26 protein-coding genes and 1 pseudogene are annotated in these 25,459 nt (G+C 67.1%); 8 read left to right on the forward strand and 19 right to left on the reverse strand.

What is annotated here, in order from left to right; all coding sequences use genetic code 11:
* Positions 1–8: 8 nt before the first annotated feature.
* The 5 genes from MJ603_RS02625 to MJ603_RS02645 all read right to left on the reverse strand — a co-directional run bounded on the left by MJ603_RS02625 (position 9) and on the right by MJ603_RS02645 (position 4,029).
* A complete protein-coding gene (locus MJ603_RS02625) occupies positions 9–626 on the reverse strand; it encodes a response regulator transcription factor (RefSeq protein WP_308220557.1) in 618 nt (205 codons plus the stop codon).
* Positions 623–1,798 carry a sensor histidine kinase gene (locus tag MJ603_RS02630; RefSeq protein ID WP_243062103.1) on the reverse strand — a complete coding sequence of 392 codons (1,176 nt, stop codon included), beginning with the start codon at positions 1,796–1,798 and terminating at the stop codon, positions 623–625. Before MJ603_RS02630 ends, MJ603_RS02625 begins: the two co-directional genes overlap by 4 nt.
* A 28-nt stretch (positions 1,799–1,826) precedes the next feature.
* A complete protein-coding gene (locus MJ603_RS02635) occupies positions 1,827–2,633 on the reverse strand; it encodes an ABC transporter permease (protein ID WP_243062104.1) in 807 nt (268 codons plus the stop codon).
* Positions 2,634–2,643: 10 nt separating this feature from the next.
* Positions 2,644–3,624 carry an ABC transporter ATP-binding protein gene (locus MJ603_RS02640; protein WP_243062105.1) on the reverse strand — a complete coding sequence of 327 codons (981 nt, stop codon included), beginning with the start codon at positions 3,622–3,624 and terminating at the stop codon, positions 2,644–2,646.
* Between the two features lie 204 nt (positions 3,625–3,828).
* Complete coding sequence (locus MJ603_RS02645) at positions 3,829–4,029, reverse strand: DUF3073 domain-containing protein (RefSeq protein ID WP_243062106.1); 201 nt, start codon at positions 4,027–4,029, stop codon at positions 3,829–3,831.
* Positions 4,030–4,182: 153 nt separating this feature from the next.
* On the opposite strand from MJ603_RS02645, the gene MJ603_RS02650 reads away from it, so the two are divergent.
* The gene (locus MJ603_RS02650; protein ID WP_243062107.1) at positions 4,183–5,247 is read left to right on the forward strand and encodes an NAD(P)-binding domain-containing protein; all 1,065 of its coding nucleotides are present in this window, start codon (positions 4,183–4,185) and stop codon (positions 5,245–5,247) included.
* Between the two features lie 28 nt (positions 5,248–5,275).
* On the opposite strand, the gene MJ603_RS02655 is transcribed toward MJ603_RS02650, so the two are convergent.
* The 4 genes from MJ603_RS02655 to MJ603_RS02670 are packed head-to-tail and all read right to left on the reverse strand — an operon-like array spanning position 5,276 to position 10,613.
* Positions 5,276–7,309 carry a glycogen debranching N-terminal domain-containing protein gene (locus MJ603_RS02655; protein WP_243062108.1) on the reverse strand — a complete coding sequence of 678 codons (2,034 nt, stop codon included), beginning with the start codon at positions 7,307–7,309 and terminating at the stop codon, positions 5,276–5,278.
* Positions 7,310–7,337: 28 nt separating this feature from the next.
* Positions 7,338–8,258 carry a carbohydrate ABC transporter permease gene (locus tag MJ603_RS02660; protein ID WP_243062109.1) on the reverse strand — a complete coding sequence of 307 codons (921 nt, stop codon included), beginning with the start codon at positions 8,256–8,258 and terminating at the stop codon, positions 7,338–7,340.
* Positions 8,255–9,358 (reverse strand): carbohydrate ABC transporter permease, encoded by a 1,104-nt coding sequence (locus MJ603_RS02665; protein WP_243062110.1) that lies wholly within the window; start codon positions 9,356–9,358, stop codon positions 8,255–8,257. Before MJ603_RS02665 ends, MJ603_RS02660 begins: the two co-directional genes overlap by 4 nt.
* Before the next feature lie 4 nt (positions 9,359–9,362).
* Positions 9,363–10,613: an extracellular solute-binding protein gene (locus tag MJ603_RS02670; RefSeq protein WP_243062111.1), complete on the reverse strand. Its 1,251-nt coding sequence runs from the start codon at positions 10,611–10,613 to the stop codon at positions 9,363–9,365.
* Positions 10,614–10,839: 226 nt separating this feature from the next.
* Between MJ603_RS02670 and MJ603_RS02675 the strand changes: the two genes are divergently transcribed.
* Positions 10,840–11,853 carry a LacI family DNA-binding transcriptional regulator gene (locus MJ603_RS02675; RefSeq protein WP_243062112.1) on the forward strand — a complete coding sequence of 338 codons (1,014 nt, stop codon included), beginning with the start codon at positions 10,840–10,842 and terminating at the stop codon, positions 11,851–11,853.
* A 4-nt stretch (positions 11,854–11,857) separates the two neighbouring features.
* Here the strand turns inward: MJ603_RS02675 and MJ603_RS02680 are convergent, their stop codons facing one another.
* The gene (locus MJ603_RS02680) at positions 11,858–12,574 is read right to left on the reverse strand and encodes an SDR family oxidoreductase (protein WP_243062113.1); all 717 of its coding nucleotides are present in this window, start codon (positions 12,572–12,574) and stop codon (positions 11,858–11,860) included.
* A gap of 125 nt (positions 12,575–12,699) precedes the next feature.
* Here MJ603_RS02680 and MJ603_RS02685 point away from each other — a divergent pair, with 125 nt between their 5' ends.
* On the forward strand, positions 12,700–12,999 hold the full coding sequence (locus tag MJ603_RS02685) for a hypothetical protein (RefSeq protein ID WP_243062114.1): 300 nt from the start codon (positions 12,700–12,702) through the stop codon (positions 12,997–12,999).
* Between the two features lie 125 nt (positions 13,000–13,124).
* Here MJ603_RS02685 and MJ603_RS02690 read toward each other — a convergent pair whose 3' ends face one another.
* A complete protein-coding gene (locus tag MJ603_RS02690; RefSeq protein WP_243062115.1) occupies positions 13,125–13,736 on the reverse strand; it encodes a TMEM175 family protein in 612 nt (203 codons plus the stop codon).
* A 127-nt stretch (positions 13,737–13,863) separates the two neighbouring features.
* A complete protein-coding gene (locus MJ603_RS02695) occupies positions 13,864–14,346 on the reverse strand; it encodes a DUF2000 domain-containing protein (RefSeq protein WP_243062116.1) in 483 nt (160 codons plus the stop codon).
* Between the two features lie 108 nt (positions 14,347–14,454).
* On the opposite strand from MJ603_RS02695, the gene MJ603_RS02700 reads away from it, so the two are divergent.
* Positions 14,455–14,922, forward strand: coding sequence for an Lrp/AsnC family transcriptional regulator (locus MJ603_RS02700; RefSeq protein ID WP_243062117.1), 468 nt, complete (start codon positions 14,455–14,457; stop codon positions 14,920–14,922).
* A 4-nt stretch (positions 14,923–14,926) separates the two neighbouring features.
* On the opposite strand, the gene MJ603_RS02705 is transcribed toward MJ603_RS02700, so the two are convergent.
* Complete coding sequence (locus tag MJ603_RS02705; RefSeq protein ID WP_308220558.1) at positions 14,927–17,167, reverse strand: amino acid permease; 2,241 nt, start codon at positions 17,165–17,167, stop codon at positions 14,927–14,929.
* Between the two features lie 207 nt (positions 17,168–17,374).
* On the opposite strand from MJ603_RS02705, the gene MJ603_RS02710 reads away from it, so the two are divergent.
* Complete coding sequence (locus MJ603_RS02710; protein WP_243062118.1) at positions 17,375–17,626, forward strand: hypothetical protein; 252 nt, start codon at positions 17,375–17,377, stop codon at positions 17,624–17,626.
* Positions 17,627–17,684: 58 nt separating this feature from the next.
* Here the strand turns inward: MJ603_RS02710 and MJ603_RS02715 are convergent, their stop codons facing one another.
* Entirely contained in the window at positions 17,685–18,317 is a 633-nt protein-coding gene (locus tag MJ603_RS02715; protein ID WP_243062119.1) for a PadR family transcriptional regulator, read from the reverse strand.
* Positions 18,314–19,165 carry a DUF4097 family beta strand repeat-containing protein gene (locus tag MJ603_RS02720; protein ID WP_243062120.1) on the reverse strand — a complete coding sequence of 284 codons (852 nt, stop codon included), beginning with the start codon at positions 19,163–19,165 and terminating at the stop codon, positions 18,314–18,316. Before MJ603_RS02720 ends, MJ603_RS02715 begins: the two co-directional genes overlap by 4 nt.
* A gap of 209 nt (positions 19,166–19,374) precedes the next feature.
* On the opposite strand from MJ603_RS02720, the gene MJ603_RS02725 reads away from it, so the two are divergent.
* On the forward strand, positions 19,375–20,169 hold the full coding sequence (locus MJ603_RS02725; RefSeq protein ID WP_243062121.1) for a MerR family transcriptional regulator: 795 nt from the start codon (positions 19,375–19,377) through the stop codon (positions 20,167–20,169).
* Positions 20,170–20,201: 32 nt separating this feature from the next.
* On the opposite strand, the gene MJ603_RS02730 is transcribed toward MJ603_RS02725, so the two are convergent.
* From MJ603_RS02730 to MJ603_RS18840, 3 genes and pseudogenes are all read right to left on the reverse strand, one after another.
* Positions 20,202–20,678 (reverse strand): MerR family transcriptional regulator, encoded by a 477-nt coding sequence (locus MJ603_RS02730; protein WP_243062122.1) that lies wholly within the window; start codon positions 20,676–20,678, stop codon positions 20,202–20,204.
* A gap of 17 nt (positions 20,679–20,695) precedes the next feature.
* On the reverse strand, positions 20,696–21,919 hold the full coding sequence (locus tag MJ603_RS02735; protein ID WP_243062123.1) for an SDR family NAD(P)-dependent oxidoreductase: 1,224 nt from the start codon (positions 21,917–21,919) through the stop codon (positions 20,696–20,698).
* Between the two features lie 99 nt (positions 21,920–22,018).
* Positions 22,019–22,261, reverse strand: a pseudogene (locus MJ603_RS18840) (pentapeptide repeat-containing protein); the annotation flags it as partial.
* A gap of 58 nt (positions 22,262–22,319) precedes the next feature.
* Between MJ603_RS18840 and MJ603_RS02740 the strand changes: the two are divergent.
* Complete coding sequence (locus MJ603_RS02740; RefSeq protein WP_243062124.1) at positions 22,320–23,042, forward strand: hypothetical protein; 723 nt, start codon at positions 22,320–22,322, stop codon at positions 23,040–23,042.
* Between the two features lie 45 nt (positions 23,043–23,087).
* Here MJ603_RS02740 and MJ603_RS02745 read toward each other — a convergent pair whose 3' ends face one another.
* Complete coding sequence (locus MJ603_RS02745) at positions 23,088–23,786, reverse strand: YitT family protein (protein WP_243062713.1); 699 nt, start codon at positions 23,784–23,786, stop codon at positions 23,088–23,090.
* A gap of 209 nt (positions 23,787–23,995) precedes the next feature.
* Between MJ603_RS02745 and MJ603_RS02750 the strand changes: the two genes are divergently transcribed.
* Complete coding sequence (locus MJ603_RS02750) at positions 23,996–25,423, forward strand: PLP-dependent aminotransferase family protein (protein WP_243062125.1); 1,428 nt, start codon at positions 23,996–23,998, stop codon at positions 25,421–25,423.
* The last annotated feature ends 36 nt before the right edge of the window (positions 25,424–25,459 follow it).

Below are 25,459 nucleotides of genomic sequence, written 5' to 3' on the forward strand. Positions count from 1 at the left end.
CGCGGCGCCTACAGCCACCCGTTCTCGACCGCTATGCGCACGGCCTCGGCGCGGGTTCGCGCACCGGTTTTGCCGATCGCGCTCGAGAGATAGTTGCGCACCGTGCCCTCCGACAGGTGCAGCTCACGTGCGATGTCCGCGTTCGTCCCGCCGGATTGCGCCGACGTGAGCACGTCCGTCTCTCGCTCTGTCAAGGGTGAATCTCCGGAGGCCAGCGACTCCGCCGCCAGCTCCGGGTCGATCACCCGCATGCCGGCATCGATGTCGCGAACGATTGCCGCCAGCCGTTTCGCGGGGGTGTCTTTGACGACGAACCCCGCGACGCCGGCTTTCATTGCCCGCCGCAGATAGCCCGGCCGGCCGAACGTCGTCACCATCAGCACACGGATGCCAGGAGCGCGCTCCCGAAGATCGGCCGCTGCCGTGATGCCGTCGAGGCCCGGCATCTCCACGTCGAGCAGGGCGACGTCGGGGTTCGTGCCGAGCGCCGCTGCCACGACCTCGTCACCCCGGCCCACCTCCGCAACGACCTCGATGTCGGACTCGAGTCCGAGCATGGTGGCGAGCGCCCCGCGCACGAGTGCCTGGTCGTCGGCGAGCAGCAGCCTGATCGTTCGATCGGTCACGCGGCATCTCCCCGCACGAGAGTGAGTCGGAAACCGCCGAGGTCGCTCGAGCCGGTCTTCAGCCGCCACCCTGCGGCTTCGGCTCGCTCACGGAGACCGCGCAGACCGTTGCCATCGTCTGCCCCGTCGTTGGGGGCACCGTGGCCGTTGTCGTCGACCTCGACCAGATTCGCTCGGACCGTCACGCGACAGAGACTCGCACGCGAGTGTCGCATGACGTTCGTGACCCCTTCCCGCACGACCCAGCCGGCGAGCTCGCGGTCCGCCGCCGCCAGCTCGTCGACCGTGGACGGCAGCTGTGCCTCGATGCCGGCGCTGGCCAGGATCGACCGTGCGTTGGCGAGTTCGCCGACCACGTTGACGCCCCGGTATCCGGCCACCGTCGAGCGAACGTCGGCGAGGGCGCCGCGGGCGAGGTCTTCGAGTGCTGTGACTTCCGCGCGCGCCTGCTGGCGGGCATCCGTGTCGATCAGCATGCCGGCGAGTTCCGCTTTGACGGCGATGGCCGTGAGAGAGTGGCCAAGGATGTCGTGCATGTCGCGCGCCACCCGCCCGCGCTCCTTCTGCACCTCGAGCGCGGCCAGCTCGAGCCGAGTGGCATGCAAGGTGCGGATCGTGGCGTTCTGCCTGGCGAATCCGGTGACCATCATGGTGATGGATGCGATGATCGCCGGCATCCAGACGCCCCCGCTGACCGTCGCGCCGCCTGCCAACTCGAAGACGAGCGCCATCCCGACAAGGGTGCCCGTGAGAAGGTACGTCACTCGCATCGTGAACAGACTCAAACCGATGACGATGCCGACGAAGACCCAGGTCTGCCCGACTGCCCAGCCGAGGATCGGCCAGAGCACGAAGCTCAACGCGAACAGCGCGACCGATGCCCAGAGGCGGTGACTTCGCGGGAGCCGCCATGCGACGGGAACCGCTGCGACGATGCCTACGCCGTACGCGACGCCGCCTGCAACCGCGAGCACATTCATCCACAAGCTGGTCGGGCCGTGCAGATACGACGACAGCAGAGCCGCCAGCCAGAACACCGCAACGAGCGGGCCGATGTACCAGCGACGTCCCAGATGCGGTGCGCCAGGCACGCTGGCGTCGACTCGTCGCGTCACGTCGATATCGTCTGGCGGTTCCGGCAGCTGCACCGTGGGAAACCGGATGGCACTCATCCGTCTACTCTCGCAGTTCGCGGCGCGGTCAGCCGCGCTGTGTGTCGCGGCGGAACAGCAGCGCCGTTCCTGCGGCGAACACGGCGAGCCAGCCGATGGCGTTAAGCAGAGCCAGGATGTTGAATGCGTCACCCGTCAGCGGTGCCCGCCCGAGTTCACCGATTCCGTATACCGGCGTCCACACCGCGATGTCGTGCATCACCGCCGGCATCTGATCGAGGGGGATGAACAGACCGCCGAGGAACGACAGCAGCACGATCGCCAGGCTCACGAACTGCATCGAGTTCTCGCTCGGCACGAGGTATCCGATCATCAGGCCGAGCGTCGTGAAGACGAGAGTGCCGAGCAGCCACACGGCGAGTCCCGCCAACAGCCAGTCCTGGATCGGCATGCGCACGCCGGTTGCGGCGCCGACGGCGAACGTGGCCGCCACGGCGACCAGCCCGACGACGAGCCCCGCGACGATCTTGGTGGCGACGTTGGCGATCGGGCTCACCGGCGTGAGCCTGAGCTGACGGCTCCAGCCCTGCGTGCGCTCGATGGCCACGGCTCCGCCGGCGGCGGTGGCCGACATCATCGCGCCGTACAGAGCCATCGACACCATGATGTACGCGGCGACGGAGACACCGCCTGCGCTCACCGGCACATTGCCGAGCGCGACATCCCGCTGCGGGTATCCGACCAGCAGGTAGAGGGCCACCGGGAACACCAGTGTGAAGACGAGGGTGCGTCGGTTGCGCAGCTTGCGCTTGAGCTCGATCCACAGGTAGGTGAGGTTGAAGCCTCCGAAGGGGCGAACTGTGCGTTGCTGCAGTGCAGGAGAGATGGTGGTCATGATGTCGTCCTTATGCGTTTTCGCGGGCAGGCGCGGTGGCCGTGCTTTGGATGTCTGAGCCGGCACCGTCTGCGTCCCCGGTGAGCGCAACGAACGCGTCTTCGAGGTTGTGCGACGTGACTTCGAGGTCGACGGCGGAGGTCTGGTTGAGCAGGTAGCGGGCAGCGGCGTCGGAATCGGTGGTTGTGACGATCACCGTGTCGCCCTGCTGCTCGGCAGACTTCACGCCTGCGATCGTCTGCAGAACAGCGAGGTCGGCACCGCGAAGCTTCGCGCGAACGACTCGGCCCGCCGCGAGGTTCTTGATCTCCGCCGACGTACCGTCTGCGACGATGCGGCCCTTGCGCACCAGGATGACGCGGTCTGCGTAGAGATCGGCCTCCTCGAGGTAGTGCGTGGCGAAGACGACGGTGCGGCCGCGCGAGGCATCCGCTCGGATCGCTTGCCAGAACGTTCGGCGCCCGTCCACGTCCATGCCCGTCGTCGGTTCGTCGAGAATGAGCAGCCCTGGGTCAGAGAGCAGCGCGAGGGCGAACCGAAGGCGTTGCAGCTGACCGCCGGAGCATTTGCCGACCATGCGATCCGCGATGTCGAGGATGCCTGCCCGCTCGAGCACCTCATCCACCGGCCGCGGCGCGGTGAAGAAGCTTGCGGTGAGGGTCACCGTCTCGCGAACGGTGAGGTCCTTCAGCAGGCCGCCCGATTGGAGCACCGCCGAGATCCGCCCGTTGGCGATGGCGGCACGCGGCGAGTCGCCGAACACACGCACCTCGCCCTGGTCGGGTCGGCTCAGCCCGAGCAGCATGTCGATGGTGGTGGACTTTCCGGCGCCGTTCGGTCCGAGAAAAGCGACGACCTCGCCCTGGCCGATGCGCAGGTCGACTCCGTCGACCGCGAGCACGCGCCCGAAGCGCTTGGTGATTCCGCGAGCGTCGATCGCGAGGGTCTGGGTGGCGGCATCCGCGGTCTGCCGTGCTGGTTCAGCGTTCATACCGACCACTCTGCGGCGGAGCCTCGCGCCGACGTGCACACGCCCGTCACGACATCCGCGTGACATCTGTCACATCGGTGCCGCCGACCTGCCTTGCCCCGCTGTACTCGACCACCGGGGTGGCGGCGCTACTCGACCACCGGGCGCGAAGGGACGCAAAACGCGCACCCCGTGAGGGATGCGCGCCGCGATGCGCTCCGGCGATCAGCCCGCCGAGCGCTCCTGGAAGTCGTCCGACCGCTGCCCGTCCGGCGACTCGAAGTCGGCCCATGCCGAGTATCGCTCGTCGTCGTGCGGGTGCCCGGTGAGTTCTTCCTCGAGCTTGTTGTAGTCCACAGTCGGGCTGTAGGACTTCAGCTCACGGGCGATTTTGGTGTGCTTCGCCTTTTGACGGCCGCGCCCCATGCGAGACCCCCTCACGATGACAGGCCCGGGGCGGATGACGCTCAACCGGGGTTCCGAACGGGAATGAAAACTAGCGACGAGTTTAGCATGCAGGCCACTGCCAGCCTGGGTACTCGTTCACAGTCATCCATGATGGTATATACCGTGTCCCCAGTGTCTGAACGCGCCCAGGTGGTGGTCATCGGTGCAGGCCAGGCGGGGCTCGCCGTCGCCTATTATCTGAAGCGCTTTCAGCTTGAACCCGGCGTCGATTTCGTCGTCTACGACCGTGGCCCCGGCACCGGTGGTGCATGGCAATTCCGATGGGACGCCCTCCGCCTCGGCAGTGCGCACAAGGTGCACGACCTTCCGGGCATGCAGGAACTCGGCATCGGCTTCGACACCGCCGACCGCACGCTTCCGGCCAAGGACATCGTCGCCGGTTACTACCGTCGCTACGAGGATCACTTCGGCCTGCAGGTGCGGCGACCGGTCACGATCTCGTCGGTCGTGAACCGCGGCGCGGACCTCGTCGTACAGCACTCCGAGGGCGAGACGGCCGCCCAGGTGCTGGTGAATGCGACCGGAACATGGGGTTCGCCGTTCGTTCCGTACTACCCGGGCGCGAGTACATTCCGCGGGCGGCATGTACACACGAACGGGTACGTCACTGCAGAGGAGTTCCGCGGTCAGAACGTCGTCGTGGTCGGCGGCGGCACGAGCGCGATCGGCTTTCTGCTCGAGCTCGAGAACGTGGCGGATGTCGTGTCGTGGGCATCACGTCGCCCGATCGACTACAACACGGAGTCCGTGCTGACGATCGAGGGCGGTGTGGCGGCCGTGCGCGAGGCGGATGCCGCAGCCCGCGCCGGCAAGGCGTTGCCCAGCCTCGTGAGCACCACCGGGGTGCCGCTCACCCGCAAGATCGCGGCGGGCATCGCCCGTGGCCTGCTCAAGGAGCGTCCGATGTTCGCCCGCATCGAGCCGGAAGGCGTTCGCTGGAACGACGGCTCCTTCACCGCAGCGGATGCCATCATCTGGGCCACCGGTTTCCGTCCGGAGCTGCGCCACCTCGCCCCTCTCAAGCTGCGTGAGAAACAGGGCGGCGTGACGGTGGAATCGGGGCAGGTCTGGACGGATCCGCGCATCTTCCTCGCCGGCTACGGCCCGTACGCGTCGACGATCGGTGCGAACCGCTCCGGCCGCATCATCGCTCGCCAGATCATGGCGCAGATCTGACCCTCTCCCGCTACTCGACCAGCGTCGACTACTCGACTCGTGCTGACGCCGTCACGACGGCTGTGCCGTCGCCGGGGGTGTCGACGTCGAACGCGCGGCCGCCCACACGCACGCCCTTCACGCTGATGCTTCCCGCGCCGGCGACGGGCGCGGCCGACACCGCGTCGCCGTGGGGTCGCAGCCCCAGGCGTACCGCGAGCACTTCCACCGCGGCCGCGGCCGACCATGCCTGCGGACGACATGCCGCAGGGTACGGGGCCGGGGTGCCGGTGTCGGAGGCGGCGTCGCCGGAGTGGAGCTCGGGCATCCTGAAGTCGAAGCGTTCGGCAGCGCGCAGCAGGCCCTCGATCAGCCCGCCTGCGCGTTCGCCCATGCCGGCTCGCGCGAGGCCCCCGATCGCGATCGCGGTGTCGTGCGTCCAGACCGAGCCGCCGTGGTAGCTGAGCGGCCAGAAGCCGGCGGAGTCCGTCGACAGCGTGCGCAGGCCGAATCCGGAGTCCAGGCGGGGCGACGTGATGCGGTCGGCGACCGTCGCCTCCTCATCCGGCGACAGGATGCCCGTGCCCAGCAGATGCCCGATGTTGCTGGTGAGCGAGTCGACGGGCTGCTTGCCGGCATCCAACGCGACGGCCGGGTAGCGTCCGCCCTGCGGGTCGTCCACCCAGAACTCGTCGGCGAACCGGCTCTTCAGCCGCGCAGCCCAGTCGCGCCAATCGTGCGCGCCAGGCAAGCCGAAGTGCTCGAGCAGATCGGCGCCGTGCACGGCTGCCTCGTACGCGTAGGCCTGCACTTCGCAGAGCGCGATCGGTCCATCGGCCAGGGTCCCGTCTCGCCACTGGATCGAGTCCCCCGAGTCCTTCCAGCCCTGGTTCGCGAGCCCGTGGCCGGTCGTGTCGACGTACTCGAGAAAGCCGTCGCCGTCGCTGTCGCCGCTGTCGCGCATCCATGCCATGGCAGCCTCGAGGTGCGGCAGCAGGGGAGCGATGTCGGCATCCCGCGCGCCCCACTTCCATACGTCGTGCAGCAGGCACACCCACAACGGCGTCGCGTCGATCGTGCCGTAATAGAGCGGCGGCAGCGTGATCCCGTGGTCGGGGAGGGACAACGAACCCGCCCTCAGCTCGTGCATGATCTTCCCCGGCTGCTCGGCCGTCTCGGGATCGGTCTGTGTTCCCTGGAACGCGGCGAGCACCCTGAGCGTCGCCAGAGCGGGCTCGGTCGAGGCGGGCAGCAGGAAGCGCGCCGCCCAGATCGAGTCGCGGCCGAACAGGGTGAAGAACCAGGGGGCGCCGGCGGCGAAGAACTCGTCGCCCGGCTCCCGCGTCGTCGACATGCGCAGCGCGTCGAGGTCGGAGAGCGCGGTGGTCACCCACCGGCTCAGCCTCGAGTCACCGCTCTCGACGGAGAATCCCTCCCACGCAGGTGCGTCGGTCGCTCCAGCGACCACCGACGAGGCATCCGCCATCGCGACGCGCCACGTGAGTTCGACGGAGCTCTGCGGCGGCAGCTCGACGCCCCACGAGACGACCGTCTTCTCGCGCTCTGACCGGACTGCGGATCCCGGCGCCTGCAGCGTCGCGGTCGTCGCGCCGTCCGACCATTCGGCTCCGTCATCGCGCAGCGTCGAACCCCAGTCGTGGCTGACGTGGATGCCCGCCTTCACGTCCTGCATCGGCGTGAAGGCCGGTGCGAGTTCGACCTCTACCCTGGTGCGCACCGGCACGTCGCGTGCCGAGCGCACGACGATGCGCTCCTCGACGGCATCCGTCGTCGCGGTGCGTTCGCGATCGATGCGCACTCGAGGGTCAGCGCCCTCGCCGTCGAGGTGCCGCAGCACGCCGGTGAACGTCGCAGCGGATGCCCCGTGCGGCGCGACGGAGATCCACTCCGGCCGTCTGCCATCGACGGTCAGCACGACTCCCGAGAGCACGCGCACATCGCCGTGGTAGAGGCCGTGGATGTCTGCCGCTCCGGCATCCCCCGTGCGGTCGGACCACAGCTGGGTCGGTGCGCGCAGCACGATGATCTGGTCGCTGAGCAGCGGTTGACGGTGTTCTTGCATGGTTCCCTTCGGCGACGCGACGCGGTCGCTATTCCTTGACGGCGCCTTCGCTGTTGTTCATGATGCGGCGCTGGAAGACGAAGAACATCACCGCGACCGGGATGGTCATGATCGCCGCAGCGGCGAGCTTGAGCGGGTACTGGTTCCCCTGCCCGAGCTGGCCGCTGCTCAACGAGGCGACGCCCTTCGTCAGTGTCGTGAGCGACGGGCTCTGCGCCGAGATGATGAACTGCGCCAGCTCGTTCCACGACCCCTGGAACGACAGGATGATGATCGTCACGAGCGCCGGTCTCGCCATCGGCAGCACGACCGACCAGAACAGCCGGAACGTCCCTGCGCCGTCGATGCGTGCCTGTTCCTCGACGCTCACCGGGATCGACTCGAAGAACCCCTTCATGATGAACACGCCCGCCGCGTCCACGAGGAGCGGAACGATCATGCCGGTGTAGGAGTCGTAGATGCCGAGCTGGTTGATCACCAGGAACTTCGGGATCATCAGGACGACAGCAGGAACGGCCATCACGGCGATCAGGCCCGCGAAGATCACGTTTCGGCCGCGGAAATGCAGCCGGGCGAGGGCGTAGCCGGCGAGCGAGTCGAAGAAGACGCGGCCGAACGTGACGAAGATCGTCACGATCGCCGAGTTCATGAACCAGAGCGGAAAGTCCGAGTTCACGAAGAGCTGCTGCAGGGCAGCGGTGCTCCACGTGGTCGGGATCAGCGAGACCGGGTTGGCGGTGGCATCCGGATTGGTCTTGAACGCCGTGGCGACCTGCAGGAGGAACGGGAAGATGTAGACGACGGCGAGCACGACGAGGACCGCATAGATCACCGACGTGGCGATGATCGCCCTGCGCGACCGCGGAGCCCGAGGACGTCGGGGCTTCGGATGATCCTTGCCGGTGGTCGCCGCGACCGACAGCTGTTGTGCGTTCACACCGGTGGTCATCGCGAACCTCCTTCCAGCGGAACCTCGGTCTTCGGCAGATACGCCCTCATGCGGCGCTTCGACACCGTGCGCTCGCGCAGGATCCAGCGCTGCAGAATGGTGAAAGCGACGATGATGACGAAGAGGATGAAGGCGATCGCCGCGCCCTGACCCCACGCCTGATTCGTGAACGCGGACGTGTACGAAAGGTAGGCGGGCGTGAGCGTCGTGTTGCCCGGTGCGCCCTGGGTGCCCGTGTAGATCTGGTCGAAGACCTGCCAGCATCCGATCAGCCCGAGGGTGAGCACGGTGAAGAGCGTCGGGCGCAGTTGCGGCAGCGTGATGCGCCAGAACCGCTGCCATCCGTTCGCGCCGTCGATCATGGCGGCCTCTTGGATGTCGCCGCCCAGGTTCTGCAGTGCGGCGATGAACAACAGTATGAACGTGCCGCTCGTCGTGAAGACGGCCATCAGGATGAAGGCGGACATGGCCACCGACGGACCCGCCAGCCAGTCCCACCAGGTGACGCCGAGGAATCCGCTCGAGGTGAGCGACGCCGGTCCGCTCTGCACGCCGAACAGGCCGAGGAAGAGATGCAGGATGCCGTCGGGGTCGTTGAACCAGTTCGGCCCGTGGATGCCGACCCACGACAGCACCTTGTTGATGGCTCCGGTCGTGCTGAAGAGGAACAGCCAGAGCACCGTGATCGCGACCGAGCTGGTGACCGACGGAAAGTAGAACGCCGTGCGGAAGAATCCGCGACCCCGCAGTACGGCGCGGTTCACCATCACGGCGAGGAACAACGACACGGCGGTCTGGATGGGCACGACGAGGACCACGTACCAGGCGTTGTTGCGCAGCGACGTGCCGAAGTTCTGCTCGGCGAGGCCGCCGCCGCTCAAGATGCTCTGGTAGTTCTGCGTGCCGACGAAGTGCACGTTGCCCGAGAACGGGCTGCCGTTCCCGCCCCAGTCCGAGAAGCTGACCCAGAGTGCCATCAGCACCGGGATGACCAGGAAGAGTCCAAGCAAGATCAGCATCGGAGCGGTGAAGAGCCACCCCGACGCTGCCTCACCGCGTCGGATGTTCGAGCGGTGAGGGCGGATCGTGGTTGTCGTCACGGTGCTACTTCAGCAGCGCCTGAAGGTTCTTCTGCGTCTGGTCGAGGAGCGTCTTCGGATCGCTCGTCGCCAGGCTCTCGAGTTGCGAGTCGAGGTTCGTGACGACGTCGGCCGAGCCCTTGGCTGTCGGCACGCCCTGCGCGTACGACGCACCCTCGAGGAACGCCGCCGACGCGGGGTTCTCGCTCTTCCACTCCGACGCCGCGGACTTGATCGACGGCATCACGCCGAACGCCTTCGAGAACGCGAGCTGGTCCTGCTTGGTCGTGAGCTGCTCGACCAGCTTGAGTGCCGCCTTCTGGTTCGGGCTGTCGGCCGCGATGCCCCAGCAGTTGCTGAACTGCAGCGTTCCCATGCCGGCCTTGCCTGCCGGCAACTGCACGACCGTGTACTTCACGTTCGGGTAGTCGTTCGAGAGTTCGCCCTGCACCCAGTTGCCCTCGACCGTCATGGCCGCCTGGCCTGTGCCGAGCGCCTGGCCGCCGTCACCCTGGCCGAGGTCCTTCGCCGTCTTCATGACGCCCTCGTTCAGGAGCTTCTTCAGGTAGGTGAGCGCCGAGACGTTGGCCGCGCTGTTGGCGGTCGCCTTCGTGCTGTCCGCGTTCATCAAATTGCCGCCGGCCTGCACCATGAAGGCGCCCATCCGCTCGTACTGCCCGTTCATGCTCAGCCCGACGTGCGACGACGTGGTGAGCTTCTTCGCGACGGCCTCCAGCTGGTCCCAGGTCTTGGGGTAGTCGGAGGACGTGAGTCCCGCCGCCTTCCACATGTCGGTGTTGATGACGAGCTGCAGCGTCGAGAAGTCCTTGGGTGCGCAGTAGAGCTGCCCGTTGTATGTGAAGGACTTCACGAGGCTCGGGTAGAAGTCGCTCTTGTTCGAAAGCATGCTGCCGTAGGAAAGAAGATCGCCGTTGGAGGCGTATCCCGCAAGCGCTCCGGTGGACAGGTAGAAGACATCCGCGGGCTTCTTGGCCGCGAAGCCCTGCGCGAGCTGCTGGTCGAGGTTGTTCGCCGCGAGAACCTTGGCGTCGGTGCCCGACGACTTCGACCAGTCGCCGACGGCGCTGGTCACGGCCTTCGTCTCGGCCGGCCCGCTCGAGCCGATCAGTACGGTCAGTGGCTTCTTCGAGGAGGTGAGGGCCCCGCTCGTCGACGTGCTGCTACTGCCGCTGAAACCTGAACCGCAGGCGCTCAGCGCGAGTGCGGTTGCCACCGCGAGCGCGCCGGACGCCAGCCATCGTGTGCGTCTTTGCATGGTGTGACTCCTTGTGTGCATGGACCGCGCGACACGCGACTGTGGCGTCCTCGCGGTGATTAGAACGATCAAAAGACCGAGTCGCTGACTCATTTGATCGTTCAAATTCGTGTACGGTCAAAGTAACCCGCGACGCATGCCGTGTCAAGGCAACCCCGTCGCGCTGCGGCTTCGTGCGAAGGGGCCGACACCCGCACCATCCGTCGCCGTCGACGAGGAGGAACCGATGTCACGACTGCCGACCGTGCACGACGTCGCGCTCGCCGCCGGTGTCTCCCGCCAGACCGTGTCGAACGTGCTGAACGCTCCGGACATCGTGCGGCCTGACACACGTGAGCGCGTGCGCGAGGCGATCGAACGGTTGGGATACCGCCCGCATGCGTCAGCTCGCCGGTTGCGCACGCAGAAGAGTTCGACCATCGGCATCCGCCTCGATCCCATGGTCGACGGCATTTCCGGTTCGATCCTGGACAGGTTCCTGCACGCGCTGACCGAGCAGGCGGATGCCGTCGGCCTGCGCATCCTGCTCTTCACAGCCACGAGTCCAGAGGACGAGATCAGGCAGTTCGGCCGCCTGATCGACGGCTCCGACGTCGACGCGTTCGTGCTCACCTCGACGTTCCACGGCGACCCCCGCACCGAGTGGCTCATCGAACATGCGCAGCGGTTCGTCACGTTCGGCCGCCCGTGGGGCATCGACGACATGAACGACCCGCGGCATCCGTGGGTCGATGTCGACGGGCGCGCCGGTGTGCGCGACGCGACCGAGTCACTGCTTCGACGAGGTCTGCAGCGCATCGGATTCGTCGGCTGGCCGGGCGGGTCGGGTACCGGCGACGAGCGCAGGGGCGGCTGGGTCGACGCCATGCAGGCCGCCGGCCTCGGCGAGGACCTCGACCGGTTGCAGGAGGCCGGCGTCGACACTGTGGCCGCTGGGCGGGATGCCACGTCGCGTCTGGCCGCGCGGGTGCCCGACCTCGAGGCCGTGGTCGCCGCGAGCGACAGCCTCGCGCTCGGAGCGGTGGTACGAGAGCAGGCGGCGCTGCCCGTCGTGGGGTTCGACAACACGCCCGTCTCGGCGGCGATGGGTTTCTCGAGCGTCGATCAGCGGTTAGGCGAAGTAGCGGAAGGCGTTCTCGCCCTGCTCGAGGGTGCACCGGATGCCCCGCGCCACCGGCTCGTCACTCCCGAGCTCGTGATCAGATCGTCGCATCCGCCGGCGGTGCCCGACGAGCCCTGACGAATCAGGTGAGCGGTTCCCCGCCGTCGACGTGCAGGTTCGCGCCGGTGAGGAATTCGTTCGTCATCGCGAAGAGGACCGCCTCGGCGACGTCGTCGGCGGAGCCGATTCTTCTGGCCGGGTTGTGCGTGCGGAAGTGCTCGAAGTAGTCGGCCTTACCCTGTTCTCCCAGTCCGTCCCAGGCACCGGTGTCGATCACACCGGGAGAGACGGCGTTGACGCGCACGGGAGCCATCTCCAGGGCGAGCGAACGAGCGAGCGTGTCCGCCGCGCCGTTCGTGATAGCGACGCCCAAGAATCCTGTGGCCACCTTGAACGCCGCGACGCCGGAGAAGATCGTCAACGAACCGCCGGGGTTGAATCGGTCGGCGAAGTGCTTCGCCAGCATCAACGGCCCGACCACCTTCGTGTCGAAGGAGAGCCTCACCGCGTCGCGGTCGAGGTCTCGCAGGTCTCCGCGGGCTCGCGCAGAGGCGGTGCTGACGATGTGGTCGACCCGTCCAAGGCGGTCCGCCAGCGCGGCGACCGATCCTTCGTCGTTGAGGTCGACGCGCTCCGCGCGGAATCCTTCGGACCGATAGGCGTCGTCGAGGTCGTCCGGATGGCGGCCTGCGACGATGACGTCGGCGCCCGCGGCCGAGGCGGCCAGGGCGATGGCCCTCGCGATGCCTGATCCTCGGCCGACCACGACTACCTTGCTGTCCCCGAGACTGATGGCCACGTTCTTCTTCCTCTCGCCGATGATCTCCGTGTCCGACGATTGTGCCCCGCCGACCCCGACGACGGGCTAACCTGCACAACGGGAAGTCGGCGTCTGCGACGCCGCGCGAGAGAGGTGGTAGGACGATGGCGCGCGCGATCGATTGGTCCCTGGTTACAACCGAGCACGTCGAATCCGCACTGCACGAGTACGACCACCTGGGAGCGGATGCGTTCTTCTCGCGGTTCGGCTTCGCCCCCACGACCACCTACGACCTGGTGGAAGCAGGACGTGCGTATCCGCCCAAGGCCATACTCGGCGCCGCGTACGAGCTTGCGACGGGTGACCGTCTGGCTTCGGCCGACTTCGAAGGTGGCAAGAGCGGCGCGGTCCGCGTGCTGACCGCGCTCGGCTACGACGTCGAGCCCAAACGCGCAGAAGCGTAGCGAGGCCGAGCGTTCGCGGCCACGTGTTGCGTGCAGCCACAACGCCTGGCTGTGGTTGCGCGAAGTGGCTGCGGAGGAGAGTCGGATCGACGGCTCAGGGCGAACAGCTGTGCACAGGGTGTCGGTCAGGGCGCCAGCCGCCTGCTGCGACGTGCTCGTCTGGGTACTCTCCGCCAACCGCTCACATCGGGCACCAGGTGAAGCGCCAAGGCGACACAGATCACGCCGAACCCGAGCCACGGCTCGATCGCGGCCAGTCCGGCCGCCACGGCGAACAAGAGCAGCGCGAGAAGCGATCGGCGTCGGGTAGCTCGATATTCGCTCGCCGAGAACTCGGACGAGTTCCGCAGGATCTCTCGCTCGAACAGGTTGTACATTCCGTCGGTCAGGACGAACAACGACGCGTAGGTGACGACCGGCCCGCGCGCCAGCACGGTCTCAGCCATCCAGGCCGTGGCGAAGGGCAGCAGCGACACGAAGAACAAGTGGCCGAAGTTGAGCCAGATGAGGCGCAACGAGGGAACGGAGATATAGCCCATCAGGTAGTGATGGTTGATCCAGATGATCGCGATGAACGCGTAGCTCACGACGTAGCTGATCACGGTCGGCCAGAGTGCGAGCAATGCCGTGAAATCCGCGGAAGCGGGAGGCCGGAGCTCCAGCACCATGATGGTGATGATGACGGCGAACACCGCGTCCGTGTAACTCGACAGTCGTCCCGCTGTGCTGGGGCCCATCTTCCGCATTGTTTTCCACAACTCCATCGGCTTCTCGGGCAGACCGCCGCCCGTCATCCCAGTCTTCCGTTTGCGGCCGATGCCGGTGAGCGCATGAGTTGAGACGGTCGATGCCTCGACTTGCGGCTCACGGCATCAACGGTAGACGCCCGGTGATGCGATCGACGCGATTGCGCGGGCCGACGAGACTGATCGCCGAGTAGTCGATCTGATCGGCGGCGACGGAACGCAAGGTGTCGAGATACTCGTCGTAGACGCGGGTCTCTTGCGCGGCCAGCGGTGTGTCGGCGACGAAACAGCCGGGTGATCCGGCCGCCTTGAGACGGATGCGTCGCAGCATCGCGGTGTCGGCGACCAGAATCGAGCACCCGGCCCAAGGGAGACCTTCGTGGGTGTTTCCGTCGGCGTCGACGGCCGCGCTGCCGAGAATGCCCGTGACGCGCCGGGACGTCGCCGCGGCTGCGCAGACCGCTGCGTTGACGGCTCGGCCGGACGGCAGACGGTCGTTGACGATGATGACCCATTTCAGCCGCGTGGATCGTGTCGGCGCGGACGTGTCGATCTCGTCCTCCGTGAATCCCACGGTGTGGTCGGTGGTGATCATCGACATCAGATCCCTTCGGTTTGCGATCGGAAGAACCCGTCAAAGATAGAAGAAAGTGCAATGTCGTGTGCGGCTGGTCGAACGAAATTCGGCAAAGACGGAACAATAGGCGACATGGATGAACTTGATCAGGCGATTCTGCGCGTGCTCCAGTCGAACGCGCGCACGAGCAATCGCGACGTGGCGGCCGCCGTGGGCGTCTCACCCAGCACGGCGCTGGAGCGGACCAGGGCGTTGCAGCGCAGAGGCGTCATCCGTGGTGCCACGCTGGACGTCGACTTGAACGCGGTCGGCCGTGGCGTTCAGGCGCTCATCGCCGTGCGCATCCGGCCGCCTTCGCGCGAGCGGATCGAGTCGTTCCGCGATTGGGTCGCCGCGCTGCCCGAGACGATCGGGGTCTTCGTCACCAGCGGAACCGAGGATTTCATCGTGCACGTCGCCGTGCCCGACAACGACGCGCTCTACGCGTTCGTGATCGACAGGCTCACGCAGCGTCCCGAGATCGCCGACGTGCGAACGTCGGTCGTGTACGAGCACTTCCGCAGCCGCGAGGTGATGCCGCTGCCCACGCGAGCGGCCTGAGGGTTCAGCGGCGGCCGGCGTGCGTCGGCGTCGGCGTGTCGTCGCCCGATTGTTTCGAGTCGGGCTGCCCGGATGCTGCGGTGCCGTGCTGGCCGGACGCCGGGGTTCCGCCTTGACCGGGGGTCGGTGTGCCGTCTTGGCCGCGGCGCGGTGTCTCGGGGGTCGCTGTCGTCGGCTTGGCTGCGGCATCCCGTCGTCCGCGCGACGCACCGGCGGCACTCGCCGGCGCAAGGGGCCGTCGGGGAATGGCGCGAATCGGTTCACCACGACGATCCTGCCCCGGCAGCGGACGCGATCGGCGACCGTAGATGAGCTCCGTCGAATCGAGCAGCCACGGAACGAGCGCGATGGTCACGCCGTGCATGAGCATGAGCTGCTTGGAGATGCGGCGGGCGCGATGGTTGTGCAGGATGCCCTCCCACCAGTGCCCGACGATGTACTGCGGCAGGTACACCGTCGTCACCTCCGAGCCGCGTTCCTCACGCCTGTGCTTGATGTACTTGATCAACGGAATGCCGAAGTCGCGGTACGGCGACTCGATGATCGTGAGGGGCACGTGGATGTTCATGTCGTGCCATTGCTGCTGCAGCAGGTCGGTCGATTCGTCCTCGACGGAGATGTGCACAGCCTCGATCGACTGGTGTCTGGCGGCGATCGCATAGTCCAGGGCCTTCAACACCGGCTTCTGCATCTTGCCGACGAGCACGATCGCGTGGTCGCCGCTGGCGCCGAAGGTGGTGGTCGGATCGACCTCGACCTCTTTGGCCACGTCCCGGTAGTACCGGTTCACGCCCATCATGAGCAGGAACAGGATCGGCATCATGATGAACACCAGCCACGCTCCGTGGGTGAACTTGGTGATCGTGACGACGACGAGCACGCTGAACGTCAGCAGCGCGCCGAACGCGTTGATGCACAGTGAGCGGATGATGCTGAACCGCTCGGTCGCGCCACCGCGCAGCAGCGTGATCCAGTGCTTGACCATGCCGGATTGACCCAGGGTGAACGACACGAACACACCGATGATGTAGAGCTGGATCAGGTTGGTGAGGTTCGCCTCGTAGACGATCAGCAGCACGATCGCGGCCAGCGCCAGGGCGATCACACCGTTCGAGAACACGAGGCGATCACCGCGGGTGGAGAGCGCCTTCGGTGCGTAGGAGTCGCGGGCCAGCACAGAGCCGAGAAGCGGGAACCCGTTGAACGCCGTGTTCGCGGCCAGCAGCAGCACGATGGCTGTCGCCGCCTGCACGATGAAGAACGGTATCGAGTTGTTGCCGAAGGTCGCGGATGCCAGCTGCGCGACCAGAGACCGTTGCGGCTCCGTACTGCACTGCTTCCACCCGATCAGATCGCAGGGATTCTCTGCGTAGTGCACGCCGCTGATCAGCGAGACGGCCATCAGCCCCGCGAAGAGGAAGATCGCGATGCCGCCCATCAGCAGCAGCGTCGTCCGCGCGTTGCGGATCTTAGGTGTGCGGAACGCGGGCACGCCATTGGCGACGGCTTCGACGCCGGTGAGGGCGGAGCATCCACTGGAGAAGGCGCGCAGCAGGAGCAGGATCATGGCGGCCTGGGCCACGCCCTCGGTCTTCACCGCGTACTGCGCCGATTCCGCCACTGGCGCGAAGCCGAGAGCGGTTCGGATCAGCGCCGTCACGATCATGACGACGATGGACCCGATGAAGAGGTAGGTGGGCACCGCGAAGGCCTTGCTCGCCTCACGAACGCCACGCAGATTCATGGCGGCGATCAGGATGACGAACCCCACGGCCAGCTCGACGCGGAACTCGCTGAGGAACGGCAACGCCGAGATGATGTTGTCCACGCCGCTGGCCACCGAGACGGCCACCGTCATGACGTAGTCGACGAGCAGAGCGGATGCCACGACCAGGCCGGCCTTCTCGCCCAGGTTCTTGTGCGCGACCTCGTAGTCGCCGCCGCCCGACGGGTACGCCTTGACGAGCTGTCGGTACGACGCGACCACCGTGAGCAGAAGCACGATGACCGCGAGAGCGATCCACGGCGAGTAGGCCAGGAAGGCGACGCCGCCGATCAGGAGCACCATCATGAGCTCCTGCGGCGCGTAGGCCACAGACGACAGCGCGTCGCTCGCGAAGATCGGCAGAGCGAGGTGCTTGGGGAGCAGCTGCCCCTCGAGTTTCTCGCTGGGTAGAGGTTCCCCGATCAGCCACCGTTTTGCGGTGCGACCGTCTAGCCCGGGGACCTTCCCCTCATTTGTCACGAGGGATGACACTACTACCTGCCTAATGGCTGTCAAGTCAGCGCGTCGGGCCGCCGAGCGAACCCACAGCGTAGTAACGGCGCGCGCACGGCCTACACGACGTTTCGCCCGTTCAGCGGCGGTTTCCACGCACTTCGTAGCGCCCCTGCTGGTCGACCGGCGGCAGAGGGCGGAGCCTTTCCGGGGGTGTGGGCTTAACCTGGCGGCATGCCACGCAAAACGAGTGGCGAAACGGTCCACGCGCACGGCCTGGCCCATGCGGCCGAGTGGTTGGACGGCAAACTGATCCCGGTGCTGGGACCCCCGCCGCTCGGCCCCTACGGTGCTGAGTCACCGCACGCCACGACGTGTCCGCTCTGCGGCCAGTCGCTCGCCGGTCATCGCACGGAGAAAGAGGAAGGGCACGTGTTCATGCACTGCCCGGACGGCACCGTCACGGAGACCGGACGGGTGGCCTGACTGAGGCACGGCGCACGCCGTACGCGATCGCGACGCTGCGAAGGCGACTACGCCTGGCTCAGAGTGAGAGCCGGCGCACGATGTCGTCGCGCACCTTCGCGAGGTCGCCTCGCAGGTCCGCGACGACGGCATCCGGAATTCCGCCGAGTCCGGATGCCCGCCGCAAGTCGGAGCGCACCTGCTGACGGAACTCGTTCAGCACGATCTCAGCCTCGCGGAGCGCGAATCGCGACTCTGCCTGCAGATCGAAGACTCTCGCCGTCGATGCGGTGCCTCGCTTCGCCTGCTCCTTGGCGTCCTGCTTCGCCTCGCGTGCGGCGGTGGCGAGGTCGGCGCGCAGACTCTTCATCGCCTCGGTCACGCCGGCACGCACCTCGTCGGCCATGCGACGCAGCGAGTCGGTGACCTCGTGCTCGATGTCGTCGAGATCGGATGCCCGTGACTGCAGCTCAGCGCGCCCCGCGTCGGTGATCGCGTACACCGTCTTGCGGCCGACGGCGGTCTTTGTGACCAGGCCCTCCTCCTCGAGCTTCGCCAGCCGCGGATAGATGGTGCCGGCGCTCGGACTGTATGTGCCGCCGAAGCGATCGCTGAGCGCCTGGATGAGTTCGTAGCCGTGCTTCGGGGACTCGTCGAGCAGACTGAGCAGGTACAGCCGCAAGCTTCCGTGCGAGAACACCGCGGGGGTCATGCCGCGCCGCTCGTGGCATCCGTGCTCTGCTGCGATGCAGCAGGTGTGCGGCGTACGACGGAGAGGTTGCCCGACACCGAATTGGACGACATGTCGAGCCAGCGGCCCTCCAGCGTGCCGGTCTGGTGGGTGAACGTCTTTCCCATCGACCCGCGCACGATCGTCGTGCCGTCGAGGTGGGCGACGCCGCTGACCGTGTTGATGCGGTAGCGCACGCCGATCCCCTCGTCGATGCGCAGGGTGACGTCACCGGAGACCGTGTTCGTGTTCACGTTGAAGGGCACGTCGAACAGGTCGAGGTAGATGTTCGCGCTGACGCCGTCGACCGAGAACTTCGGCACGCTGCCCGACACCGTGATGTCGCCGGAGACCGTGTGGGCTGTCACCTCGCCGCGGTGGTCACGTGCCGTGAGCTCGCCGCTGACCGTGTTGAGGTCGACGTCTCCGATCAAGCCGTCGGTCGTGATCTCACCACTGACGGTGTTCAGCTTCGCGTCAGTGACCAGTCCGCTGACCAGCGCCGTCGCCGACACGACGCCGAGCTTCAGCACGACGTCACGGGGAACGAGGATGGTGACATCCGCTCGCGCCTTGCCGCGCCAGGAGCGGAACACGTCGATGAAGTTGTCCCAGCGCCACTGTGGGTGGTCGACCTCGAGGGTGTCGCCGTCGATGGAGATTTTGAGCTCCTTGCCATCGACGTCGTTCACCTCGACGCGAGCGGTCGGCTCGTCGTGCCCGATCACATCGACCTGCCCGCCGACGAGGCTCACCTTGAGCTTGCGCACGACCTCGAAGTCGATGGTCTTGCTCTCACCTGGCATCACGAGCCAGCGTTCCTGAGTCATCGTCGGTACCTTTCTTCTTCGGGAAGTTTCATTCGGACAATCGAGATATATCGCGACTGATGAGTAACACGATATATCGCGTTCTTGGATGTTGCAAGTGGCGGGCGTATGAATCGCGTGAGCGCAGAACCTCGTCTGCAGATGAAAGCCGTTGGCGACGGCGCGCGACGCTTGACATTGACGCAACGTCAACCTTTATCGTCAGAGACATGACGGATGACACGGATGCCACGGCCGCTGCCGAGCACGAACGCTCGATTCAGCAGTTGGCCCGGTTGACCGGCACGACGAGTCGCACGCTGCGTCATTACGACGACATCGGGCTGCTGAAGCCGAGCCGCATCGGCCAGAACGGTTACCGCTACTACGACGGCGACGCGCTCGTGCGGCTGCAGCGCATCCTGCTGCTGCGCGGGCTCGGGCTGCGGCTGCCGGCCATCGCGGAGGCGCTGGAACGGCAGACCGACGCGGTACCGGCGCTGCAGCACCACTTGAGTTGGCTGCAGGCCGAGCGGGACCGGCTGGCGAGGCAAGCGGCATCCGTCGCATCCACCATCGACGCACTACAGAGAGGAGAACCGATCATGGCCGAGACGGCATTCGACGGATTCGATCACACGCAGTACAAGGAGGAGGTCGAGGAGCGCTGGGGCAAGGACGCGTACGCGAAGGGCGACGCCTGGTGGCGCGGCATGAGCGACGCTGAGCGGGCGGAGTGGCAGCAGCGCCAGCAATCGCTGAGCGACGATTGGAAGGATGCCGCCGCCCGCGGCATCGACCCGGCCGGCGACGAAGCGCAAGCGCTCGCTGCGCGACAAGCGAAGTGGCTCGGCAGTGTGCCGGGGACTCCGGGGAGCAAGGACGGCCGCCCGACGAAGGAGTACTTCATCGGCCTCGGCGAGATGTACGTCGCCGACGAGCGTTTCGCCGCGCACTACGGCGGATCGGAAAGCGCCGCGTTCGTGCGCGACGCGATGCGTGTGTACGCGGAGAGCAACCTCTAACGCACCCGCGCGCCCCGCCGGGTGCTGTCAGATCAGGAGGCGTCGGGTGTGCCGCCGTAGACATGGATCTTGTATTCGGTGGTCTCGAGGGCCAGTTCCAGGCCCCGAAGCTGCCGCCGAATGCGCTCACGCTGCTCGAGCATGATCGTGCGGCGCTCGGAGATGGTCGGGTCTCCTTGCTCCACGAGCGCGATGTAGCGCTTGAGGTCGTGCATCGTCATGCCAGAGACCCTCATCCGTGTGAGGAAGACGAGACGTCGCAGGTCGAACGCCGAGTACTCGCGATACCCCGACGAGTTCCGTGCCGGTCGCACCAGGCCCTCGTGCTCGTAATAACGCAGTGTGTGCGCCGTCAGACCAACGAGCCGGGCGGCTTCGGCCACGCTTTTGGGCGCTGCCGAAGCCTCGATCGTCGAATCGTCCAGGAGCCCATCAAGAGTCGCGATCGTCGACGTGCCGGAATCCTCCGGCACTCGCAGAAGCTGCTCGATCAGTACGTCTGTCGCCATGATCACACCGTAGGTCCTCAGAAAGCGCGCGTTGCCGACACCGCGTCGGGAAAGTCGGCCGACTCGCTCACCGCCGTCCAGGTGCGGAGCTCATCGAGCGATCGCTGGTAGGCGGCGGCGATGTTGCGAACGGCCGCGGCTCCGAGAGGGAGCCGTAGCGGGGCATCCGGGGACTCCAGTGCGAGTCGGATGGCCGCCGCCGCACGAACGGGATCGCCCTCCTGCAATCCGTCGGCGCCCGACATATCCGTTCGCACTGTGCCGATCACGCCGTCGTACTCTGGATTGCGCTTTGCATCAAGCAGCACGTCCTGCTGGTTGAACCTCGTGCGGAAGCGGCTCGGCTCCACGATCAGCACGCGGATACCGAACGGTGCAACCTCGCCGGCAAGAGCCTCCGACCAACCCTCCAAGGCGAACTTGCCGGCGGAATAGCTGCCGACCGCTGGGAAGGTTCGCCGACCGCCTTGGCTGCTCATCTGCACGATCGCACCATGCCCGGCGGCGCGCATGTGGGGCAGCGCGGCTCGCACGTAGGCAGCCGGCCCGAAAAGATGTTGCGCGAGCATGTCGCGCAACTCATCATCGGTGACCTCCTCGGCGGCGCCGACAAGACCGCCCCCGGCGTTGTTGACGAGAACGTCGACGCCGCCGAACGCGTCGATCGCACGCTCGATCGTTGCCGCCGCGCCGTCGATGTCACGCACGTCGTGACGCACCGGCACGAAGCTCTCGCCGAACTCACGGACCAACCCGTCGAGACGTTCGGATCGCCGCGCCGTGCCGAGGACGCGGTCCCCGGATGCGATAGCCGCCGTGGTCAGGGCGAGTCCCAGCCCGGACGTTGCGCCGGTGATGATCCATGTCTTGCTCCGTGATGTCTTCGTCATACCCACGACGCTACGGATTCGAGCGCGCTCGAAGGCAAGTGGACATCCGGATGCCGCGTTCGCGGCCACCTTGAGCAAGTGCAGCCACGCAAGGTGGCCGCGGATGCTCAAAGTGGCAGGATGCACCGAAACGGCCGCTGCCCATCCGCCGCGCATCTTGTGCAGCGAGGTGCCGACGTAGATCGCCAGGAAGACGATCGGCGGGAGGAGCGGCAGGACGATCAGGGCGTCCAGCGTCGGTGCCCAGCCGATCACCGAGACCAGTTCGGCAGCGGATCCGGCCGCGACGATCAGCAGGGCGAGCCACGCAGCAGCGCGACCCTGCGACGTGCGCAGGCTCGGGATGAACACGATGAGCGACAGGATGAACGTGAGAAGCGCCGAGTAAGCATCCAGTGGGAAGGCGCCCGAGCTGCCCTCAACCCTCGTCCCAGTGGTATCTGCCTGATCGAGCGCGGCGCCGGAGATCTTTGCACCGGTGAGCTTCGCCCCCGAGAGGTCTGCCTGGACGAGCGTGGCGTTCGTGAGGGCCGCGTTCGTGAGGTCCGCGTTCGTGAGATCGGCATCCTTCAGGGTCGTCTGAGTGAGGTCGGCCCCGCGCAGGTCGGCGCCCCGCAGGGATAGGCCGGCGAGGTCGTCCTGGCTGAAGTCCGCCTTGGACGCATGGATGCCCGTCAGCGTTGCCCCTTTCAGCTCGGTCTGGCCGAGGCGAGCGCCACGCTAGCGTTGGGTGATTCGCGTGGGGAGTGTTATGGGACTGTTCAACAGAATCAAGGATCCGGTCGACGGCCAGTTCAATCTGGTCTCCTGTTCTATCGCGTCCGGCGGCGCCGTGTACGAGAACTGCTCGATGGACGGTGTCGTCTCGGGTCCTGGCGTGACGCCGACCTCGGTGCACCACTCTTCGCTGGCAACGCCGGTGGCCAAGTGGCCGCAGCCCGGCCAGACGCTTCCCGTGACGTTCGACCGGGAGCATCCCGACCGCCTGAAGATCAGGTGGGATCAGATGCCGACGAACCGCGAGGTGGCGCAGATGTATGCCGCCCAGCAGGCGCAACAAATGGCCGCTGCGCAGGCCACGGGGGCCTCGGTCTTCGCTTCGCCGAGCGTCATCGGCGACCCGTCGCGGCCGCTTCCCGGTGCGCCGGGTGGCGGGCTCACCCCGCAGGAGAGCGCCCAGGCGCTCGCCGGCGGCGCCGTGGCGCTCGGACTCCTGCCGACGACGGCTCGGGTGCTCGCTGCGTATGCCGTGCAGCCGCCGGCGGGCGTGCCGACGGCACCTGGCGGTGTCTGGGATCTGACCCTCGACGTGACTCCGGTCGGCGGCAATTCCGGCTACTCGACGGTGATGCGCATCGGGTTCAGCAGCGTGCAGAAGCAGCAGACGATCGCGGCCATCGGTCGCGAACTGCCCGTCCTCGCCGACCCGCAGCGCCACGACCGCATCATGATCGACACGTCGCGGTTGGCGTAGCCGCTTCGTACTCGGTGCGGCACGAGTTCGGCGAAACGGCTCGCCTCAGCGACGGGCGAACGGCCAACCGGAACCGTCGGGTGCGACGCGGGCGCGAGCCGCGACATCCGTCTCGATCAAACGGCCCGGGTCGGATGCCGGTCCCTCGTCGCAGACGTCGGCCCGCCCGAGTGTGCGGGGCTGCACCTGCAGCGCGAACAACGGGATGGTCAGGTGCACGAGCGGCCCGATGAAGGCGACGACCGCGAGAGTGCCCCAGCCGACGTTGCCCCCGAGCAGCCAGCCGATGAGGAGCACCGTCGCCTCGATCGCCGTGCGCACCAGCCAGATCGGCCGGCCGGTTCGCGCGTGAAGGCCGGTCATCAGCCCGTCGCGCGGGCCCGGCCCGTGTTGCGCTCCGATGTAGAGTCCGGACGCGATGGCGATCAGCACCAGTCCGCCCGCGAACAGCAGGATGCGCGCCCACAGCTCGCTCGGCTGCGGTATGGCCCACAGGCCGAACTGCGCGGAGGGCCCGACGAGCAGCACGTTGAGCACGGTGCCGATCCCCGGGCGCTGCCGAAGCGGGATCCACAGCAGGAGCACGAGGGCGCCGACGATGTTGGTCACGAGGCCGAACGGGATACCGGTGCGCAGCGTGATGCCCTGAGCGAGCACATCCCACGGCTCGATGCCGATCGACGCCTGCATCATGGTGGCGATGGCGATGCCGTAGAGGAACAGGCCGATGAGCAGTTGGGTCATGCGCCGGGTGCGCGAGGCGGGCCGGCGGCGAATCGGAGCGAGCGTCGGCAGGCTGAAGCGTCGTGCGGTGCGCGCGAACCCGCTTGAGACGGTCAGGGCGGCGCCTGTCGATACTGTGGCTGTCGGGGCAGTGGCGATCGGCTGCATGATGTCAATCCAATCCCACGATTGGCCTAGTGGAACAGTGCCAATCTGCATAAGGTGGACTGGTGACGTCCACACCGATCGGTTCCAAGACACTCATCGGCCTGCTCGGCGAGTGGCGCACGGACGCGACGGCGTACGAGGCGTTGGCCGACCGCATCCGTCTGATTCTCATCGACGGCAGGCTGGCGGCCGAGAGCCGGCTGCCGGCGGAACGCGAGCTGGCCGAACGGCTGGGCGTCAGCCGCACGACCGTCGCCGCCGCGTACCAGCGGCTGCGTGATCTCGGCCTCGCCCAGAGTGTGCGCGGTTCTGGCACCGTGGTCAAGCTCGGATCGGCGCCCGCCTCCGATCCGATCGGCGAGGGGCTGCTCGACCTCTCCAAGGCGGCGCCGCCGGCCACCTCGCTGCTGCCGGATGCCCTCGCGCGCGCCGTGCGCGATCTGCCCGCGTACCTCGGCGGCACCGGCTATGAGGCGGTCGGACTGCCGTCGCTGCGGTCGGCGGTCGCTGCGCGCTTCACGCAGCGCGGGCTGCCGACCGATGCAGACGAGATTCTCGTGACGACCGGAGCCCAGCAGGCCATCAACCTCATCGCGCGTGTGTTCCTCAGCCGTGGCGATCGCGTGCTCATCGAGTCGCCGACGTATCCGCACGCGTACGACGCGTTCCAGGCCGTCGGCGCGAGGTTCGTCACCGCGCCGGTCTCCACCGAGACTGAGACGGGGTGGGATGCCGCAGCGCTCGTCGCGGGCATCCGTCGCGCCAGCCCCACGCTCGCGTACGTCATGCCCGACTTCCAGAACCCGACGGGACGCGTCATGCCGGCCGCGGTGCGCCGCCAGCTGTTGGATGCGGCGGCCGGGCAGGGCACGATCGTGGTCGCGGACGAGACGCCGGCGGAGCTGGCGATCGACCCGCACATCGCGATGCAGCCGCTCGCGTCCGGTGCGAGGGGTGTGCCGGTCATCACGATCGGCTCCGCCAGCAAGACCATGTGGGGCGGGCTGCGCATCGGCTGGATCAGGGCCGAGCGCTCGATCATCCGCAGGCTGCTCGCCACCAGGGCGAACATGGATCTCGGCACCCCCATCATCGAGCAACTCACGACCGCATACCTTCTCGAGCGGATGCCCGAGGTGCTCGCCGAGAGACGTGCCGTTCTCGCCGCCGGTCGCGACGCGCTCGTGCGCGAACTGACCGAGCACTTTCCGGCATGGACCGTTCCGAATCTGGCGGGCGGCCTTGCGGCCTGGGTGGGCATCGGCGAGCCGGTCAGCTCCCAGCTCGCGCTCGCCGCGCGCTCGCACGGCCTGCTCATCACCGCCGGACCGCGATTCGGCATCGACGGTGCGTTCGAGCGTTTTCTCCGCTTCCCCCTCACGTGCGGTCCTGAGGCGATGAGTCGCGCGGTCGCGACCCTCGTGACGGCATGGCCGGAGGCATCCAGGCATCCGTACGGCGAGCAGGGCGGTCTGAGCGCCGTCGTGTGATTCGAGCCTTCCGAAGCGTTGACAAACGTCAACCGC

Origin of the sequence: Humibacter sp. RRB41 (assembly GCF_022761015.1) — a bacterium.
In the GTDB taxonomy this organism is placed as follows: Bacteria; Actinomycetota; Actinomycetes; order Actinomycetales; family Microbacteriaceae; genus Humibacter.